Raw genomic sequence first — 19,318 nt, 5'->3', positions numbered from 1 at the left:
TGCCGCTATGCACGTCGCGATCATCGGTGGTGCGAGCACCATCGCAACGACTGTGGCCCACACGCTCGCGGGCGTGGCCCCGACCGTGGACGTCTCGCTCGTCGACATCAACGAGGGGGCCGCGTGGGCGCACGCCAAAGACATCACCCACGCGACCTACCACTTCTCGAACGCGCCGGGCTCGACGCTTTCGGGAGAGGACGTCGGGACGATTCGGGCGGCGACGCCCGACGAGCTCGCCGAACTCGATCCCGACTTCATCGTGTTCAACGCGGCCGCGCCGCAGCCGGAGGACGCGACCGACCGCGGGGCACGGGACGCCGAACTGGATCGCAACCTCTCGATCGTCGAGTCGGTCGCCGAGGACCTCCGACCGCTGGATCCCACGCCGCTGCTCGTCGTCACGAACCCCATCGACCGGCTCGTCTACCAGTTCTACTCGCTGTTGGAGTGGCCGCGGCGCTGTTTCCTCGGCTACTCGCTCTCGGAGACGGCGCGGATGGCCGACGCGATCGGAGCCGAACTCGGCGTCCCCCAGAACGACGTCTCCTGTCCGATGATGGGCGAGCACGGGGAGAACGTCGTGCCGGTCCTCTCGCGAACGCGCGTCGACGGCGAGCCCGTCGCGACCGACGACCTCGACCGCGAGGCGCTCTTAGAGTACGTCCGCGACATCCCCTTCGAGATCGCGAAGGAGCGCGGCGTCGCCGAGACGTCCCGGTGGGTCACGAGCGCTGGGATCTCCCGCGTCGTCCGCGCCGTCATCGCCGGTAGCACGACCGACGGCGACGACCCTCGCGGCCGCCTCGGCGAACCGTTCTGCCTGTCGACGCCGCTCGCGGGCGAGTACAGCTTCGAGGACCTCGCGCTCAGCGTGCCGGTCGACCTCGACGACGGCGGCGTCAGCGAGATCCACGAGTGGGAACTTGCCCCCGTCGAGGCCGACGAGCTATCGGTGGCGGCCGAAGCCATTCGCGCGGACCTCCAGCGCATCGGCGCGAGAGGATACGACGGCTGATCGTCACGCGGGAGACGGGTCGATCAGTTCGACGGGACGTAGTCGTTGGTCGCGTACTCCTCGACGTCGAAGCTCTCCTCGACGAACCCGAGTTCGACCAGTTCGTCGATCGCGAACTGGAGCCGGTCCATATCGATCGTGATGTCTTGGCGGTAGTAGTCGTTGTTCGTGAGGAAGAACCCGTCGACGACCTGTTCGGGAAGCTCGAAGTGCTCCGCTGCGAGGGAGACGACCTCGCTCCGGTTGTCGTAGCAGTACTCGACTAGCTCGTCGAGGTCTTCGCCCCACGCGGCGATCGCGTCGCCGTTCTCGTCGAGGGAGTTGTTCGAGGCGACGGTGTAGGCGAACGGATACGCCTCGTCCCAGAGATCCTGACTGGTGTAAACCTCGTTGAAGCCCTCAGCGCGGGCTCCGACCGCGAACAGCGCGGGGAAGATCCCCGCGTCGATTCGACCGTCGTTGATCGCCTCGATGAACGTCGGAAACGGCAGTTCGACGATTTCGGCGTCCGAGCCGAACTCGAGGTCCTCTTGTCGCATCCCCTTTTCTAACACCGCGTGAGTTCCGGTTCCTTGTGCGTTGACGCCGACGTTCGTCCCCTCCAAATCGGCGATTTCGGTGATACCCGAGTCCGGACCGGAGAAGATAGTGAACCCGTACCACTCGGGGTGGGCGTCCCAGAAGTCCGTCGAGATCATCGAGATGTTGCCCGGAACGGCCTCTTGACGGACAGCTGACGCGTAACTCACCGTCGTTAGGAGCGCCATATCGACCTCGCCGGCGGCCATCGCGTTCAGCGAGTCTGGCGTGCTCTCGTTCCGGCTGACGCTGAGTTCGTACTCCGATCCGAGGTTCGTCACCTGATCTTGGAGCTCTTCGATCGCGAACAGCGACCCGAAGTTCTCGACCGGAACGGTAAACGCGAGCCCGAGTTCCGGTGTCCCGCCGCCGGTGATTCCCGAGATACTCGAACAACCGGCAAGTCCCGTCAGTCCAACCGTTCCAGCGGCCGCACCCGCTTTCAGAAACGATCGACGCCGTATGCTATCAAATGCCATCAACGAAAAGGATATATTCGAGAGTATATAAAATCACCCCCCAACCGAGATGGTTCTTCACGGGGGCACACGTATCTCCACAAGGAGAGCGTCCCGATCAACGGGCCTCGAAAACGATCGGAGTGCCGCCGTCGCGTACGCTGTTCGACTACTCGTCGGACATCACAGTCACGACAGGAATTTCGGCTTCGAGCAGAATCGACTGCGTCTTACTGCCGAACAGCGCCTTTCCGGCGGGCGATCGTTTGCGGCCGCCGATGACGAGGTACTGGGCGTCGCGTCGCTCCGCTTCGGCGAGGATCTCTTCGACCGGTTCGCCCACGCGGCCTTTGATGACCGTCTCTCCCGGCTCGTCGAGCGTTCCGCGAACGACGTCGCGTGCGACTCCGGTCGCGTGTCGCTCGCCGTCTTCGACCGTGTACTCGTCGCCTTGGACGCTCTCACGCGGACCCTGATTGCTTCCGCCGTAGGAGGCCGGTGTCGTTACCGACCGTCCCGAGGAGCCGCTCGTCGACGAACGGAACTGGTCGAAGGCGTTCTGTGGCATCACGTGTAAGACGACGTGCTCGACGCCTAGGGCCGTCGCCAGCTCTTCGCCCCGCGCGACTGCCTCACTCGGAATCGATTCACCGTCGACCGCGGTCAGTACCGTCATACGCGGTACTCAAAGCGCGAGCTAATAAATCGTGGTGGCGATCGTTCCGCCCCGGTGAATGCTGGCCCTCGGTGCGGCTGCGAGCCCTGTCTCGAGGCGACGTATCGGACTATCGAGATACTGTGTCGGACCGACGAACGGCCCCCGTACCCGCGATTTTATTACCGGGCCCGCACAAGAACGCGTCGTCGAATGAGCGATAGAGCATCAGACATACGAGTATCTCCAGCGACCGGCGACGACGGCGGTGGTGAAGTGCGGTACCTTTCCCAAGCCGACTTGGAGGTCCCCACCCACCAGATCGTCGCGCCCGACGGGTCGTACGACGACGAGGCGATCCCGGACCTCGACGACGAGGAGCTTTTGGACCTGTACCGGTGGATGGTGACCGATCGGGTGTTCTCCCGGCGGATGGTGAACATCCAGCGACGGGGCGAACTCGGCACGTTCGGCTCCACCCGCGGCCAGGAAGCCAGCATCATCGGCAGCGCGTTCACGCTCACGCCGGACGACTGGCTGTACGTCGGCCGCGCGTGGACGCCGATGTTTATGCGCGGCGCGTCGATGGAGGATATGATCCTCTTTTGGCGCGGTATCGAGGAGGGCCAAGAGGCCTTCGCGAAGGTCAACGCCCAGATCGCGATCTCGATCGGCTCGCACCTCCCGCTCGTCTCGGGAATCGCGTGGGGAATGCACCTCGACGACGCCGACGCCATCGCGACCGCCTACCTCGGCGACGGGGCGACAAGCACCGGCGCGGCACACGAGGGGATCAACCTCGCGAGCTCCGTCGGCCTCCCGGCGCTGTTTTACTGTCAGAACAACCAGTACGCCATCTCGATGCCCTACGAGAAGCAGTCCGGCGCGAACACCATCGCCCAGAAGGCGCTGGCGTACGGCATCGACGCGATCCGCGTCGACGGCCAAGACGTCCTCGCCGTCTACGACGCCGTTTCGAGCGCCCGCGAGAAGGTCCTTCAGGGAGAGCCCGTCTTCGTCGAATCGGTCACGTACCGCCTCGACGCGCACACGACGAGCGACGACCCGACCCGCTACCGCGCCGACGAGGAGGTCGACCACTGGGAGTCGCACGATCCGATCGAACGCTACCGCGAGTTCCTGAAGTCCGAGGGGCTGTGGGCGGAGATCGACCACGACGCCATCGTCGACGAGATCGAAACCGAGTTCGACGAGGCGCTGGCGGCCGCGAACGCGATGGAAGAGCGCGCCGTCGCGGAGATGTTCGAGTACGTCTACGACGAACTGCCGCCGGAACTGGTGCGTCAACTGGACGAGTTCGAGGATCTCCTCGAACGACGCCCCGAGATGTACGACTTCATCGAACAGCGGCCCAAGGGATGACAATGCAGGCAACTATCGTACAGGCGGTCAACGACGCACTGCACGGGGAGATGGAACGAGACGACCGCGTCGTCGTCTTCGGAGAGGACGTCGCCGAGAGCGGCGGCGTCTTCCGCGCGACCGACGACCTGCTGGAGGAGTTCGGGAACAAACGCGTGGTCGACACGCCGCTGTCGGAAATCGCGATCGTCGGCGGCGCGGCCGGGATGGCGATGTACGGCTACCGTCCGGTCGCCGAAATCCAGTTCTCCGGCTTTCTGCCGCCGGCGTTCGACCAGCTTGTCACGAACGCGAGTCGCATCCGCTGGCGCACCCGCGGCGAGCTGAGCGCGCCGATGGTCGTTCGGATGCCCTACGGCGCGGGCGTCCGGGCGCTCGAACACCACTCCGAGAGCCTAGAGGGCGCGTACGGTCATATCCCCGGACTGAAAGTCGTCATCCCGAGCACGCCCGCGGACACCAAGGGGCTGCTGACGGCCGCGATCCGCGATCCCGACCCGGTGCTGTTTATGGAACCGAAGCGGATCTACCGCTCGATCAGAGCGGAGGTCCCCGAGGGCGAACACGAGGTGCCGATCGGTGAGGCCGCCGTCCGTCGCGAGGGCGAGGACGTGACGGTCGTCGCTTGGGGGTCGATGATGCCGCCGACGCTGGAAGCCGTCGACGAGGGCGACATCGACGCCGAGGTGATCGACCTGCGCACGATCTCGCCGATGGACACCGAGACGATTGTCGAATCGGTGAAGAAGACGGGCCGCTGCGTCGTCGTCCACGAGGGCCCCCGGACCTTGGGCGTCGGAAGCGAGATCGTCGCCCGCATCAACGACGAGGCGCTGATGTACCTCGAGTCGCCGGTCGAGCGCGTGACCGGGTTCGACACTCCCGTTCCGCTGCTCTCGATGGAGGACTTCTACTTCCCGCACCCGCCGCGGGTCCTCGACGGCATCGAGGCGGCGCTCGCGGAGTAGCGCACTCGCCGTGTTCCAGCTCTGTCTGTCTGCCACCGTCGACGTTTCGCGCGCGACGCGCAGGGAAATACTGAAAGGGTTGTGCGTCGACCGATCGGTATGGTAGAACGAACGTTCGAGTTGCCGGACCTCGGCGAGGGGATCGCCGAGGGCGAACTCGTCTCGTGGCTCGTCGAGGAGGGAGAGTCGGTCGTCGAAGATCAGGTCATCGCGGAGGTCGAAACCGACAAGGCGCTCGTGGAGATTCCGAGCCCGCAGGAGGGGACCATCGCGAAGCTTCACTACGAGGAGGGCACGATCGTCCCCGTCGACGAGGTCATCGTGACGTTCGAGGTCGCCGACGACGGGGCGGGTGCGGAATCCGCTTCGGCGACTACCGCGGACGAGTCGGACGCGGCGGCCGACGCCGCGGGCGACGAACAGTCCGCAGCGGGCGACGAACCCGTGGACGCGACCGCGGAGGCCGACTCGAGCGCCGAAACCGACGGAGAAACCGCCGTTGCGTCGGGTCGCGTGTTCGCCGCGCCGAGCACCCGAAAACTCGCGCGCGAACTGGGCGTCGACATCAGCGCCGTCGATGGGACGGGTCCCGGCGGGCGCGTGACTGAAGGCGATGTCGAGGCGTACGCCGAGAGCGACGCTGCGGCTTCGGGGGCTTCAGAGACTTCGGAGGCGTCGGCGACGGCTACCGGACCCACGGCGGAACCCGACGCCGCGGCGTCCGCCGCACCGGATGCGGAACCGGCAGGCTCCGCGCCGACGGCCGCGGCCCAGAACGGCACCGCCGAACGAGACCGCACGCTCGCGATGCCCGCGACGCGTCGACTCGCCGAGGAACTCGGCGTCGACATCGACGCGGTCCCCGCGAGCGAGGAGCGCGAGGGCGAGCCGTTCGTGACGCCCGAGGACGTCCGAGCGTTCGCCGATCGCGACGCTGCAGCGACGAGTGCGTCGGCGGTGGAAGCGTCCTCCAGGTCGGCTGTCGACGCGTCGACCGCGGACGCCGCCTCGACTGGCGGCGAGCCGGAGACTGCGGCCGCGGCGGGCGACGGCGACCTCGAAGACCGCCCCGGCGAGCGCGTCCCGTATCGCGGCGTCCGGCGGACGATCGGCGAGCAGATGGCCCGATCGAAGTACACCGCGCCGCACGTCTCCCATCACGACGAGTTCGACGCGACCGAGCTGGTCGATCTCCGGCGTGACCTCGCCGAAATCGCCGAGGACGACGGCGTGAAGCTCACCTATCTCCCGCTCGTCGTGAAGGCGATCACGACGGCGCTGAAAGAGTACCCGTATCTCAACTCCAGTCTCGACGAGGAAAGCGAGGAGATCGTTCTGCACGACGAGTACAACATCGGGATCGCGGTCGCGACCGACGCGGGGCTGATGGTCCCGGTCGTCAAGAACGCCGACCAGAAGGGGCTCAAGGAACTCGCAGACGATATTCAGGACCTCGCAGAGCGGGCCCGGAATCGGAAAATCAAACCCGAGGAGATGCAGGGCGGCACGTTCACGATCACGAACATCGGCGTGATCGGCGGCGAGTTCTCCTCGCCGATCATCAACCACCCCGAGGCGGCCATCTTCGCGATGGGGCCGATCAAGGAGCGCCCGTGGGTCGTCGAGGGCGAGGTCGTCGCCCGCAAGACGATGCGCTTTTCGATGTCGGTGGATCACCGCCTCGTCGACGGCGCGGACGCCGCGCGGTTCTCCAACCGCGTGAAGGAACTGCTCGTCGAGCCGACGCGCCTGCTCTTGGAGTAAGCGCGAGACGGACAGACGCGGACGGATGACTTTTTGAACCGGGAGCGTGAGGGGCTCGGTATGGTAATGGGCGACATCGCCACGGCGACGGATCTGCTGGTGATCGGCGCGGGGCCGGGCGGCTACGTGGCAGCGATTCGCGGCGCACAGAAGGGACTGGACACGACGCTCGTCGAGAAAGACGCGTTCGGCGGAGCCTGTCTCAATCGGGGCTGTATCCCCTCGAAGGCGTTCATCCACGGGGCGGACGTCGTCCACGACGCGTCCAACGCCGAGGAGCTGGGCATCCACGCGGATCCGGCCGTCGATATGAGTCAGATGCAGCAGTGGAAATCGGGCGTCGTCGACCAGTTGACCGGCGGCGTCGAGAAGCTGTGTAAGGCCAACGGCGTCTCCCTCTTGGAGGGGACCGCCGCGTTCGAAGACGAGCACACCGCACGCATCGCCCACGGCGGCGAGGGACAGGGAATGGAGACCGTCGAGTTCGAGCACGCGATCGTCGCGACGGGCTCGCGACCCATCCAGATCCCCGGGTTCGACTTCGCCGATGAGCCGGTGCTCTCCTCCGAAGACCTCCTGAATATGGAGTCGGTGCCGGACAGCCTCGTCGTGGTGGGCGCGGGTTACATCGGAATGGAGTTGTCGACGATGCTCGCGAAGCTCGGGACCGACGTGACGATCGTCGAAATGCTCGACGACGTGCTGCCGAACTACGAGTCCGACGTCCAGCGGACCGTCCGCTCGCGCGCGGAGGACCTCGGGATCGAGTTCCACTTCGGCGAGGGGGCGACCGGATGGGAGGAATCGGGAGGGGGAATCGTCGTCTCGACGGAGACCGAAGACGGCGAGGAATCCGAGTACGAGGGCGACGCGGTGCTCGTCGCGGTCGGTCGCCGGCCCGTCACGGACACGCTCGAACTGGAGAACATCGGGCTCGAACCCGACGAGAACGGCTTTCTCGCGACCGACGACCGCGTGCGGACCGACGTGGAGAACGTCTTCGCCGTCGGCGACGTGGCGGGCGAACCGATGCTCGCGCACAAGGCCAGCGCGGAGGGAATCGTCGCCGCCGAGGTCGCCGCGGGCGAACCCGCTGCGTTCGACAAGCAGGCGATCCCCGCCGCGGTGTTCACCGACCCCGAGATCGCAACCGTCGGGATGACCGAAGCGGATGCCGAGGAGAGCGGCTTCGACCCGGTCGTCGGCGAGATGCCGCTGCGCGCCAGCGGTCGCGCGCTCTCGATGGGCGAATCGGAGGGGTTCGTCCGGATCGTCGCCGACGAGGAGAGCGAAATCGTCCTCGGCGGCCAACTCGTCTGTCCGAACGCCTCCGAACTCGTCGCCGAAGTCGCGCTCGCCGTCGAGATGAGCGCCACACTCGAAGACGTCGCGGGCACGATCCACACCCACCCCACGCTCGCGGAGGCCGTGATGGAAGCCGCCGAGAACGCGCAGGGACAGGCGATCCACACGCTGAACCGCTGAACTGCGGCCGCCCGTCCTCCGGAGCGGGTACCGACCCGACCCAAGGATCTATTTTCCCCCGCGCTGTGTGTCGACTATGACACAGGAGCGATCGATCCGACGCGTGGGGATTCACGAGTGGGGCACGCACCCGGTCCCACCGGAACACCTTCGAGCGCTGCTCGCCGAATGCGAGGACCTCGACTGCGCGTTCGAGGTGTGTTCGACCGACGAGGCCGCCGAATACGACGGCGTCGTGACGCTGTTTCACCACGACGAGTTCCTCGACGGCGTCGAGTGGGTGCACAACATCCGATCGGGGTACGAAGATTTCCCGCTGGACGCCTACCGCGACCGCGACGTGGTGATGACCAACAGCACCGGCGTCGCGGGCGACCTCGTCGCCGAGACCGTCACCGGATTCGTGCTGACGCTGGCGAAGGGGCTGCACCGGTTCCGCGATCGACAGCACGACCGCGAGTGGGGGCGGCTCTCGTGGGAGCGCCCCTTCGAGGTGGGCCAGTCTTCAGCCTGCGTCGTCGGCTTGGGCGAACTCGGTGGGAGTGCGGCGACACGCCTCGGCGTGTTGGGAATGGACGTCGACGGCGTCGACATCCGCCCCGTTTCCGGACTGGGTCTCGGACGGGTGTACGACCCCGCACAGATCGAGGATGCCGTCGACGACGCGCGGTTCGTCGTGCTCACGACGCCGCTGAACGACGCGACCCGCGGACTCGTCGATCAATCGGTGTTCGAGGCGATGCGCGAGGACGCCTACCTGATCAACGTCAGCCGAGGCGAAATCGTCGTCGAGGACGACCTCGTCGAGGCGCTAGAGACCGACGAGATCGCCGGGGCCGCATTGGACGTCTTTTGGGACGAACCGCTCCCCGAGGACGCGCCGTTTTGGGAGATGGACAACGTCGTCGTCACGCCGCACGCGGCGGCGCAGGCGGACACCTACGGTGACCGCATCGCCGAACTGGTCGCGACGAACGTCGACCGACTGACGCACGGCGGCACGCCGTGGAACCGAGTCGTCTGATCGGTCGTGGTACGGTTGGGACTCCGTTCGTTTTTCGGGAATGAACGTATTTGAAAAGCGAATGTAATATACTCAGTTTCCTACTGAATACCAACAGTTCGTTTCTGCCGAACGAAAACGCCATCATTTTTCATCTTGAACGTCGTCTAGCGCCCTAATCCAGTCCTTTTCCGTGGCTCACACAACAGAGAGTCACGCTGTTCGTAATAGACGAAAAAGATACGTCTCCGATTCGATCGGTTTCTCGACACGCTACGAGTGGGTCTGGTTGAGTTCGATGATGTTCGCCGCTCGCCGAAGCTCCGGGAGGATTTCGTCTTCGATTCGGTCTTCGTCCATCCGACTGACGGGCCCCGAGACGCTCAGCGCCCCGGTGATCGACTCGCCGCTCAGGACCGGCACGGCGACGCAGTTGAGCCCCTTGATCCGCTCTTCTCTGTCGTGTGCGCACTCGCGCTGTCGGATCTCGGCGAGCGCCTCGAAGAGGGTCTCGCGGTCGGTGATCGTTCGTTCGGTTTTCGCCGGGAGCCCGTGTCTGTCGATGATCGACTCGACGCGCTCACGCGGCAAGTACGCGAGAATCGTCTTTCCGAGCGCCGTGGTGTGGAGCCTGACCGACTGTCCGGTGTAGGAGTCGAGACTGACGGCGTGCTCGCCGCGATCGCGGGCGAGGAACACGCCGAGACCGTGCTCTTCGACGAGGAGATTGGCGTACTCGCCGGTCGTCTCGGCGAGTCGCTTCAGTTCGGGCGTCGCGACCGTGTATAGACGCTCGCGCGACCTCGCGTATCCGCCGAGGTCGAGAAACCGAAGGCCGACCTCGTACTCGCCGCCGGACTCGACGACGTACCCCTCGTGTTCGAGCGTTCGGAGGTAGTTGTGGGCGCTGCTCTTCGGGATGTCGAGATGGCTCGCTAGTTCGGTGACTGTCGCACCGTCGAGCGATTTGAGCGTTTCGAGGATTCGGAACGTGGTCTGGGCGGTTTTCACCGGCGTTTTCGGTTCCGTGGGGGTCTGTTCCATATGAGACACAGGATCGTTCACTCGCTTAGTCTTTCTGTTCGGTGTAAACGAACTCCCGTTCAGCCTTGTTGTGAGCTGCGTTCAGAACGTGAGGCCGGCTGGGGGTTACGCGACCCGGTATACGGCCAGTTTTACGCCCTTGGGTTGCCGGGTTCCCGTGGCGACGAAAACGCTCTCCTCCAGCCACTTGAGGTCCTCGGCGGCCGTCTCGAACTGTGGCACCGAGCAGAAATACACCTCCTCGGGGTCGACGGGCTCCCCGTCTCGGAGACGTCGACTCGCCTCGGGGCCCGCGTGTCGCATTCCCTCGTTTTCGACGTAGATGCGGTCTCCGTCGGTCGTCTCGATGGAGTACTTCGCGACGAGTTCGGTCGGCCGGTCATCCCGATAGAGCTGGTAATCCGCACCAGCGTCGATGACCGTTCCCTCGATTCGGCCCGACACGGTTCCCCCGATGATCGGGATGATCCGCCGTTGGCCGTTGCCGGTCTCCCCGATTTCGATCGGAGCCTCGACTTCGGCTTCCACTTCCATCACGCGTTCGAGACCCAGTTCGAGGTTCGGATCGTCCGTCTGCCAGTTGTCATCTGCCATACCCTTTCTGTGCCGGGGACCCACATAATCGTTGTGTGACGTGGGACGTCTCGACTGTCACCTCCGTAACGGGCCTCCTTCCCGAAATAACATATGTACTGATGTTATCGGTACTTGTCCCTCACCCAGCAACGGATCGGATAAACATCTATTTACAATGTATATATACTATCTTATAATATAGAGAAAATAAGACAAAATACGCATACTAGAACGTCCAAGAACTGCTATTTGGAAAGTAACACGCTGTCATTTCGACCGAAACACCCGCTAACAGTCACTAATAACGCGACAAATTCAGACGGGAAGTCCGGATCGCGAACGGGAACGCCGGACGCTCGGGGTGACGGTTAGAACAGCGCCTCGGATTCGGGGAGAATCTCCGCGGGTCCGCCGACTTCCCAGACGTCGGTGTCGACGCCGACATCGGCGACAGCGGATTCGACTGCGTCAACGTGCGCGGCGGTCGTGTTCACGTAGACGCTCGCGCCGGTATCCGTCGAGAAGTACACCGGGACGCCCTCCTCCTCGCGGAGTTTCCGGACGGCGTTGAACACTGCGATCGTCTCCGGTTGCCAGTAGACCCAACCCGCGGGGCCGGTCATCGTCGTCGCCGTCAGCGACAGCGAATCGTGCTCGGCCAACTCGAAGGCGCGGTCGAAGTCGGCGTCGTAAAGCGCGTCCCGCATCGCGTCGATCTGCTGGTGAACGTGCGCCATCCGGGCTTGGAACATATGGCTCTCGGCGGCCTCGCGATGCGCCTCCTCGGTCTCCTTGTAGGCGGGGACGTGCGCGGCGACGATCCGGAGGTCCTCTTCGAGATCGGTCTCGATGCGCTTCGATCGGCAGTCCTCGTCGTTCATCCCAGAGTACAGATGCGAGAACGCGCCCGTCACCGCGCGGGCGGCCGACGAGGAGCCGCGTCGAGCGACCGTCGAGACGTCCGGTCGCGACAGCCCGAGATCGGCCGCTTCGGCGAGAGCCATCGCCGCCGCGGCGAAACCGGACGACGAGGAGCCGAAGCCGATGTTCGATGGAAAGGAGTTCTCCGATTCGAGCCGAACGGCGTGGTCGAATCCCGCCAGTTCGCGGACGTGGTCGACGACGGCCTCGATGCGCTCTGCGCCGCGCCCGTCGACGCGCTCGTCGCCGATCAGATAGACGTCCTCGTCGGCGTCGGATCGGAACTCGACGGTCGTTTTCGTGTGGCTCGGCGCTGTGCAGACGCTGATACTGTCGTGGTACGGGAGGCGAAGTTCCTCATCGCGCATCCCGTGGTACTTGATCAGTCCCTGGATCGGGTGCGCTTTCGCGGTCGCCTTCATACCCCTATGCGTGAGAGACGCCGGGTTAAACGTCCCGATACATCGGGCTGCGGTCGGCGTCCCGTCGATCGGTCAGTTCACAGTCCGATTCCGATCGCGTACGGCCACGCACTTCCCGAGAGCGCGAGGAAGACCAGCGCACCACCGAGGAGCGCGACGTTCTTCAGGAAGTTCGTCATCTCCGATTGCTGTTGCTCTTCGGGTGCGGCCCAGAAGTCGTGCATCGTCGGCGTCGAGACGACGAAGAACAGCGCGATCGCTCCGGCGGCCAGCGCCGGATAGACCCCGAGGGCGATTCCGAGCCCGCCGAAGAGCAACATTCCGCCGCTGAAGAGGACCGACGCCCGGCCGGCCGGGATCCCCTTCGACTCCGCGTAGCCCGCCATTCCCTCGGTGTTCATAAAGTGATTCAGCCCCATAAACGCCAGTACGACGCCGAACAGCACGCGTCCGAGGAGGAACGCGATTCCGGCCGAACCGGTGTCCAGCTGCAGTACAGTCGTGGAGATATCTGGTATCATCTCGTTAGTTGGTGACGGAGCGAACTGGTATATCGTTTTCTGGACATCGTTGATACCGGGTTACAGTCATGTAACGTGGTGAGTGGTCGGTGTGCTGGCACTTCGCGGAAACCCCGATTCTGTTTGTAGAAATTTACAATACGTTATATAGGGCCGGTCCGACGGTCGGGGTATCGAACGCGATTCAGTCGCCGACCGAGCGCGGTCGGCGTCGACAACGAGGTCCCTCAATGAAACGCAAATTCGTCATCGCCTTCCTCGCCGCATCGCTCCTCGTGAGCGCGATCCCAGTCGCCGGATACACGACCTCCAATCCGGACATTCGCACGGTCACGCCGGACGCGACCCTCCAACCGGGTGGTGTCAACGAACTCGCCTTCCAGTTGGTGAACGACCCGGACGGGCCCGACGACGAAGTTCGAACCGCCACAAACGTCCGCGTCCGCCCCGGTAACGCGGGACCGATCGACGTCGAGACCAACGAACTGTACCTTCAGTCCCTCGCTGACGGCGTCCCCGCGGACCGCTCGCTGCGACTGAACGTCCCATCGGACATCGATAGCGGAACGTATCGGATCCCGTTGCGACTCACGTACGAGTTCGACAACGGGGCGTCGAACACCGTCGAACGGCGAACGACCATCCACCTCCCCGTTCGCATCGAATCGGGCCCCCGGTTCTCCGTCGTCGACACCGACTCGACCGCGACCGTGAACGGGCAGGGAACGCTCGACGTGACGATGCGGAACGTCGGCGACTCCCTCGCACGCGATTCGACGCTGGCGCTCTCGACGTCGACTCCCGACGTGCGACTCGGGTCCAGCGAGTCAAGCACGCGGTTCGTCGACACGTGGGAACAGGGTGAGAACCGGACCTTCGAGTTCGAGACGACGCTCGGCGACAGCGCGACCGCGGGCAACTACTCGCTCGACGCGCAGATAGACTACGAGAAGCCGGACGGGACGACCGGTTCGACCCCCTCGCTGACGGTGCCGCTGCGGGCCCTCCCCGAGATGACGTTCTCGGTGTCGAACGTCGAGAGTTCGCTTCGCGTCGGTGAGACCCGGACGCTGAGCGGCACGGTCACGAACACCGGGCCGATGCCGGCGGACGCCGCCGTCGTCAACTTCGCCGATCCCGGTCCGACCGTGACGCCGATCGAGACGTCGGTCGCCGTCGGCTCGCTCGCGCCCGGCGAGTCCGCGGACTTCTCGTTCGATACCGAGGTGACGACGGCGGGGAGCGCCGGCCTGCGACAGTTCGATCTCAGCGTCGTCTACTACGATCAAGACGACAGACAGCGTGAGTCCGACGCGATCCCCACCCGTGTCGACGTCGCCCCGGAGTCACCCGAATTCGACGTCGCCCCCGTGAACGCGACGTTCGAGGCCGGCTCGGGCGACGAGTTCAGCGTCACCGTCACGAACACCCGCGACTACGCGGTCTCCGACGTCTCCGCGAAGATCTACGCCGACGCTCCCCTCTCGACGTCCGACGACGAGGCCTTCATCGACCGCCTCGAACCCGGCGAGTCCAGAGAGATCGTCTTCCAACTCGGCGCTGGCGGTAGCGCGACGGCGAAGACCTACCCGGTGAAGATGGACTTCCAGTACGACGACGATGGCGGCGATACCATCATCTCCAACACCTATCAGGTTCCCGTCGACGTCACCGAGCGCACCTCGGGCGGGCCGCCGGTCGTCCCGATCGTCGCGGTCGCCCTCGTCGTCGCGGTCGGTGGATTCGTCTACTACCGACGACGGGACTGATCGATGCGACTGGACTTCCAGCGATTCGTCGACTGGGCGGACGACAACATCGTCAACCGTCCGAAGAAAGTGATGCTGGCGTTCCTGCTCGTCACGCTCGTATTCGCCGGCGGACTCGGCAGCGTCTCGACGGAGGCGGGGACCCAACAGTTCGCCGAGGACATCCCGGCGGCGAACGCGCTCGAACGGATCGAGAACGACTTCGAGTCGCCGTTCGGTGAAAGTCCCGGGAGTACCCAGTTGGTCCAGCGGGACCGAAACGTCCTCTCGAAGGACTCGTTGATCGCGATGCTCAGAGCCCAACGGGCGCTCGAAGAGCGTGACGATATGTACGTCTCGAGCACGTCGTCGTCGGCTGCGATCGTCGCGCGGAGCATCGATCCCGAGGCGACGACGATCGACAGTCAGATCACGACGCTGGAACGCGCCACGCGGACAGAGATCAGTCGCGCGGTTCGAGAGAACGCCGACAACGCCGGCTTCACCGGAACGCTGAGCAACGACTTCAATCGACGGTCGGCCTCGGCCTCCGCGACGATCGGCGTCGTGCAACACGACCTCCCCGGCGGCGCGGGCGGCGGGTCCGTCGGCCAGTCGGGAGAGAGCCCGCTGACCTCGATCCAGAACGACGCACAGCGGATTATCGACGCGGAACTCGACGCCGACATCACCGTCTTCGGGAGCGGCGTCATCGCCGACGAGTTCGGCACCGTCGTCACCGACTCGCTGCTCATCGTGACGCCCGCGGCGGTCCTCCTGATCGTCGGCTTTCTCGTGATCGCCTATCGGGATCTGTTGGACCTCCTGTTGGGCGTCACCTCCCTCGGGATGGCCGTCATCTGGACGTTCGGCTTCCTCGGTCTCGCGGGGATTCCGTTCAATCAGATCATGATCTCGGTGCCGCCGCTGCTTTTGGCGGTCGGCATCGACTTCGGGATCCACGCGATCAACCGCTATCGCGAGGACAGAGCGACCGGGCTCGATGTCGAGTCGGCGATGCGGCTCACGACCGACCAACTCCTCGTCGCCTTCTTCATCGTCACCGGGACGACCGTCATCGGCTTCCTCTCGAATCTCGCCTCCGATCTCCCGCCGATCCGCGATTTCGGTATCGTCGCGGGCGTCGGAATCGTCTTCACCTTCCTGATCTTCGGGATCTTCCTGCCCGCGGCGAAGGTCTGGATGGACCGCCGACGCGAGGACTGGCCGATCCCCACGTTCAGCCAACGACCGCTGGGCGAGGAGGGGTCGCTCCTCGGGAAGGCGCTCTCCGTCGGGGTGACACTCGCGCGGTACGCCCCGGTCGCCGTGCTGGTCGTCGCGTTGCTGTTCAGCGCCGGTGCGGCTGGATACGCCACCGGCGTCGACACCTCGTTCACACAGGAGGACTTCCTCCCGCCGGAGGAGGTCTCGCCGCTTCTGAAGTCGCTGCCCGAACCGTTCGCGCCGAGCGACTACGGCGTCGTCGGGACGCTGAACTTCCTCGAAGACAGGTTCACCAGCACGCAGGGGGGGTCAGTCACCATATACGTCGAGGGGCGGATGGGAGAGGACGACGCCCTCGAACGGATCCATCGCGCGGGCGAGGACCCGCCCTCGGAGTTCGTCACCGACGGGAGCCGACGCGCCGAGTCGACGAGCATCGTGACGGTCATTCAAGATCACGCGGCGCAGGACCCCGAGTTCGCCGCGTTGGTCGAGCGGAACGACAGAAACGACAACGGGGTGCCCGACGACAACCTCGGGACGATCTACAGCGAACTGGCGGCGTCGTCCGCCGGCGACCGGGCGTCGCAGTACCTCGCGGATGACCATCGGAGCGCTCGGGTCGTCTACACGGTGTCCGCGGACGCGTCCGACAGCGAAGCGACGGCGGCGGCCGACGAGGTCGCGGACCGATTCCGCTATGAGGCGACGCCGACGGGCAATACCGTCGTGTTCCAAGAGGTGTCGGATCTCATCTTCGAGTCGGCGATCACGAGCCTCGCGCTCGCGTTGGGCGCGACGGTCGTGTTCCTCGTGGCGATCTACTGGGTACTCGAGGGACTGCCGTCGCTCGGCATCGCGAACCTCGCGCCGATCGTCGTCGCGGTCGCCTCCGTCGCCGGCACGATGCGCGTGCTCGGCATCTCCTTTAACGCGTTCACGGCGACGATCCTCTCGTTGACGATCGGCCTCGGGATCGACTACTCGGTCCACGTCGTCCACCGGTTCGTCGACGAGCGGCGCGAACGCGCGCTGATGCCGGCGCTGCGGCGCACTGTCGTCGGGACCGGCGGCGCGCTCCTCGGCAGTATGGCGACGACGGCGTTCGGGATCGGGGTCTTGGTCCTCGCGGTCCTGTCGGTCCTCGGGCAGTTCGGGGTGTTGACGGCGATCTCGATCACCTACTCGTTCCTCGCCTCGCTGCTGGTGCTCCCCTCGGCGCTCGTTGTGTGGGACCGCCTCGTCAACGGGGACCCGACGGTTCCGATCGGCGAACGCGGCGACGCGCGCTCCGCGGCCGACGCCGACGTCTCCGGATCGACGCCGCGTCCACAGGGACAACCGAGCGACGGGGGGCGGCTATGAGCCTCGACGACGCGGACGCCCCCTCCGAACACGACGCGGTCGACTCGCTCGAACGGCTGGGCCTCTCGAACTACGCCGCGCGGGTCTTCGTCGCGCTGCACCGACTCGGCGTGGGAACGGCGAAGCAGATCCACGACGAGACGGACGTCCCCCGCTCGCAGGTGTACGGCGCGGCCGACGAACTCCTCGACCGCGGGCTCGTCGAACTCCAGCAGTCGACGCCGAAGCGGTACCGCCCGACCGGGCTCGACACCGCCCGCAGACGGCTCGCTGAGGAACTGCAAGCGGAGGCCGACCGGGCCTTCTCCTTCCTCGAAGCGCAGCGGCGAGCCCGCACCGAACAGGAGACCCGAGACGACGTGTGGACCGTCCGCGGGCGCGAACCGATCAACGGCCGCGTGGTCGAACTCACGCGGCAGGCGACCGACACGCTGCTGTTCGCGGCGTCCGCTCCGGAATTCGTCTCCGACAATGTCGTCGCCGCCGTCAGAGAGCGGCGCGACGAGGGCGTTTCGATCACTGTCATCAGCGAGGACCCGCACGTCAGAGAGCGGTTCGCGTCCATCGACGGCGTCGACGTCGACGCGCCGCAGGAGTCGCAGCCGATGGATTACACCGGCCGCGTGCTCCTCGTCGACGACCGGGCCGTCCTGCTCTCTGCGGTGCCTCCGACAGAGTCGGCCGAGGAGACCGCGATCTGGTCGGCCGACACGGCGATGGCGCGGATTCTCTCGCGTGCGATCGCCGGCAGCATCGACTCGCTCGTCCGCGACACCGACGTCGGCTGGGGGTAGCGCTTCCGACGCGCGACGTCGGTCCCGCGGCCGTCCGTTTTCACCTCGCGTCCCGCCTCACCACCGGACGTCGAAGCCGGACACCCCCTCCGGATCTTCGTACGTCACGTCGACGTCGTCGACCGAGGCCGCCGTGCTGCCGGTCTCACACCACTCGATCATCTCCTCGACGGGCGACTCCGGCCCCTCGAATACCGCCTCGACGCGCCCGTCGTCGAGGTTGCGAACCCAGCCGTCGACGTCGCGCTCGCGGGCCGCGTCCCGGGTCGACGCCCGGTAGTAGACTCCCTGCACCGTTCCGCTGACGTACACGTGCGCTCGGATTCGATCGTCGCTCATCGATCCGACGCTACGTCCGTCGATCGAAAGAGCGTGTCGCCTCCGACGGCCCGTCAGAGGGGGCCGCTGGGCGGCAGACCTCGGTTTAATGAGTCAATAGACGCACGGGTCTGCCGTTCGCACCGAGATGGTTAGCTTTGTGTCTACTTGCCTTCGATTGCCGTATGTTGGTACTTACAATGTGCGCAGCTACCGTGAGATACTTTCGAGATGGCTATCGGAGAGCGCAGCGAACCGGGTGGGAAAACCGGCGATCGGGTCGCCGTGACAGACGTCGTTTTCGACGCGCTGAGCAACCGCCGCCGTCGGCTCGTTATCCGCGTGTTGCGCGAGTCCGAGACGCCGATCGACATCGGGATGCTGTCGACGCGCATCGCCGCGCACGAAAACGAAATCGATCCCGACACGGTCTCACATCGCCAGCGGAAGAGCGTCTACACGTCGCTGCACCAGAATCACCTGCCGAAGCTCGCCGATGCGGGGTTCGTTTCGGCCGACCGCCAGTGGGTCGGACTCAGCCTCACCGAGCGCGCGAAGATGCTGGAGGCGCACCTCGGCGACGGGGCGGTCCGACGGACCGTCGACGTCACGCACCGGACGCAGGTCTGGTCGGCCGCCCTCGCCTCCGGGTTCTGTACGACGGGGGCGATCGCGCTGTACCCCGGATCGAGCCCGTCGAGCGTCATCTTGGCGACTGGCGTGGCTCTCTGTGCGACGTTCGCGTGCTACTGGTTCGTCTCTGATTTCGCCATTTGAGTCGTCTCATCTGCACTTTCTCCTGACCTGTCACGCTTGCCTCCTTCCCTGACCTTCTCTTTGTTTGAGTCGGTTCCGCTGAACTCTCCTCGAGACGACATTCGTGGCCGATGACGCGATCTACGTGGTCTACTGTGGTTCTCCATAGAATTCGATGAGTCGGTTATACAACGACTACAGGCCTTGAATAACCCGTTTTCGGGCCGTATCGGACTAATACTCACGGTCGTTATCGGGGTAGTTCTGCCTGACCCGGCCGCCCACAACTGTCGCCGGGATGATATGTATGGCC

General features: G+C 65.3%; 17 protein-coding genes. 10 read left to right on the top strand and 7 right to left on the bottom strand.

Features of this window, described 5'->3' with window-relative positions:
• The first annotated feature begins 7 nt into the window (after positions 1–7).
• On the top strand, positions 8–1,018 hold the full coding sequence (locus U5919_RS07565) for a malate dehydrogenase (RefSeq protein WP_336023237.1): 1,011 nt from the start codon (positions 8–10) through the stop codon (positions 1,016–1,018).
• Positions 1,019–1,041: 23 nt separating this feature from the next.
• Here U5919_RS07565 and U5919_RS07560 read toward each other — a convergent pair whose 3' ends face one another.
• A complete protein-coding gene (locus tag U5919_RS07560; protein ID WP_336023236.1) occupies positions 1,042–2,076 on the bottom strand; it encodes an ABC transporter substrate-binding protein in 1,035 nt (344 codons plus the stop codon).
• 148 nt (positions 2,077–2,224) lie between these two features.
• Entirely contained in the window at positions 2,225–2,731 is a 507-nt protein-coding gene (locus U5919_RS07555; protein ID WP_336023235.1) for a universal stress protein, read from the bottom strand.
• A gap of 192 nt (positions 2,732–2,923) precedes the next feature.
• Between U5919_RS07555 and U5919_RS07550 the strand changes: the two genes are divergently transcribed.
• From U5919_RS07550 to U5919_RS07530, 5 genes are all read left to right on the top strand, one after another.
• The gene (locus U5919_RS07550) at positions 2,924–4,093 is read left to right on the top strand and encodes a thiamine pyrophosphate-dependent enzyme (RefSeq protein ID WP_336023234.1); all 1,170 of its coding nucleotides are present in this window, start codon (positions 2,924–2,926) and stop codon (positions 4,091–4,093) included.
• Positions 4,094–4,095: 2 nt separating this feature from the next.
• Complete coding sequence (locus U5919_RS07545; protein ID WP_345786332.1) at positions 4,096–5,061, top strand: alpha-ketoacid dehydrogenase subunit beta; 966 nt, start codon at positions 4,096–4,098, stop codon at positions 5,059–5,061.
• Between the two features lie 99 nt (positions 5,062–5,160).
• On the top strand, positions 5,161–6,825 hold the full coding sequence (locus tag U5919_RS07540) for a 2-oxo acid dehydrogenase subunit E2 (RefSeq protein WP_336023230.1): 1,665 nt from the start codon (positions 5,161–5,163) through the stop codon (positions 6,823–6,825).
• A gap of 60 nt (positions 6,826–6,885) precedes the next feature.
• The gene (lpdA, locus tag U5919_RS07535; RefSeq protein ID WP_336023228.1) at positions 6,886–8,310 is read left to right on the top strand and encodes a dihydrolipoyl dehydrogenase; all 1,425 of its coding nucleotides are present in this window, start codon (positions 6,886–6,888) and stop codon (positions 8,308–8,310) included.
• Between the two features lie 76 nt (positions 8,311–8,386).
• The gene (locus U5919_RS07530; RefSeq protein WP_336023226.1) at positions 8,387–9,334 is read left to right on the top strand and encodes an NAD(P)-dependent oxidoreductase; all 948 of its coding nucleotides are present in this window, start codon (positions 8,387–8,389) and stop codon (positions 9,332–9,334) included.
• A gap of 252 nt (positions 9,335–9,586) precedes the next feature.
• On the opposite strand, the gene U5919_RS07525 is transcribed toward U5919_RS07530, so the two are convergent.
• The 4 genes from U5919_RS07525 to U5919_RS07510 all read right to left on the bottom strand — a co-directional run bounded on the left by U5919_RS07525 (position 9,587) and on the right by U5919_RS07510 (position 12,797).
• Complete coding sequence (locus U5919_RS07525; RefSeq protein ID WP_336023225.1) at positions 9,587–10,357, bottom strand: IclR family transcriptional regulator; 771 nt, start codon at positions 10,355–10,357, stop codon at positions 9,587–9,589.
• A gap of 105 nt (positions 10,358–10,462) precedes the next feature.
• The gene (locus tag U5919_RS07520) at positions 10,463–10,951 is read right to left on the bottom strand and encodes a DUF3237 domain-containing protein (protein ID WP_336023224.1); all 489 of its coding nucleotides are present in this window, start codon (positions 10,949–10,951) and stop codon (positions 10,463–10,465) included.
• Between the two features lie 350 nt (positions 10,952–11,301).
• Positions 11,302–12,276: a phosphomevalonate decarboxylase MvaD gene (gene mvaD / locus U5919_RS07515; RefSeq protein WP_336023223.1), complete on the bottom strand. Its 975-nt coding sequence runs from the start codon at positions 12,274–12,276 to the stop codon at positions 11,302–11,304.
• 77 nt (positions 12,277–12,353) lie between these two features.
• Positions 12,354–12,797: a DoxX family protein gene (locus U5919_RS07510; protein WP_336023222.1), complete on the bottom strand. Its 444-nt coding sequence runs from the start codon at positions 12,795–12,797 to the stop codon at positions 12,354–12,356.
• 230 nt (positions 12,798–13,027) lie between these two features.
• On the opposite strand from U5919_RS07510, the gene U5919_RS07505 reads away from it, so the two are divergent.
• Genes U5919_RS07505 through U5919_RS07495 form a run of 3 tightly spaced genes read left to right on the top strand, consistent with a single transcriptional unit; the run spans position 13,028 to position 17,931 of the window.
• Positions 13,028–14,566 carry a COG1361 S-layer family protein gene (locus tag U5919_RS07505; RefSeq protein ID WP_336023221.1) on the top strand — a complete coding sequence of 513 codons (1,539 nt, stop codon included), beginning with the start codon at positions 13,028–13,030 and terminating at the stop codon, positions 14,564–14,566.
• Positions 14,567–14,569: 3 nt separating this feature from the next.
• On the top strand, positions 14,570–17,137 hold the full coding sequence (locus tag U5919_RS07500) for an efflux RND transporter permease subunit (RefSeq protein ID WP_336023220.1): 2,568 nt from the start codon (positions 14,570–14,572) through the stop codon (positions 17,135–17,137).
• The gene (locus U5919_RS07495) at positions 17,134–17,931 is read left to right on the top strand and encodes a TrmB family transcriptional regulator (RefSeq protein ID WP_336023219.1); all 798 of its coding nucleotides are present in this window, start codon (positions 17,134–17,136) and stop codon (positions 17,929–17,931) included. The genes U5919_RS07500 and U5919_RS07495 overlap by 4 nt, the downstream gene beginning before the upstream one ends.
• Positions 17,932–17,988: 57 nt before the next feature.
• Here U5919_RS07495 and U5919_RS07490 read toward each other — a convergent pair whose 3' ends face one another.
• Positions 17,989–18,270, bottom strand: coding sequence for an acylphosphatase (locus U5919_RS07490; RefSeq protein ID WP_336023217.1), 282 nt, complete (start codon positions 18,268–18,270; stop codon positions 17,989–17,991).
• Positions 18,271–18,480: 210 nt separating this feature from the next.
• On the opposite strand from U5919_RS07490, the gene U5919_RS07485 reads away from it, so the two are divergent.
• Complete coding sequence (locus U5919_RS07485; RefSeq protein WP_336023215.1) at positions 18,481–19,026, top strand: DUF7344 domain-containing protein; 546 nt, start codon at positions 18,481–18,483, stop codon at positions 19,024–19,026.
• Positions 19,027–19,318: the final 292 nt, after the last annotated feature.

The organism is Halobellus sp. LT62 (genome assembly GCF_037031285.1).
In the GTDB taxonomy this organism is placed as follows: Archaea; Halobacteriota; Halobacteria; order Halobacteriales; family Haloferacaceae; genus Haloquadratum; species Haloquadratum salinisoli.
This window is presented reverse-complemented; position numbering and strand designations above follow the sequence as displayed.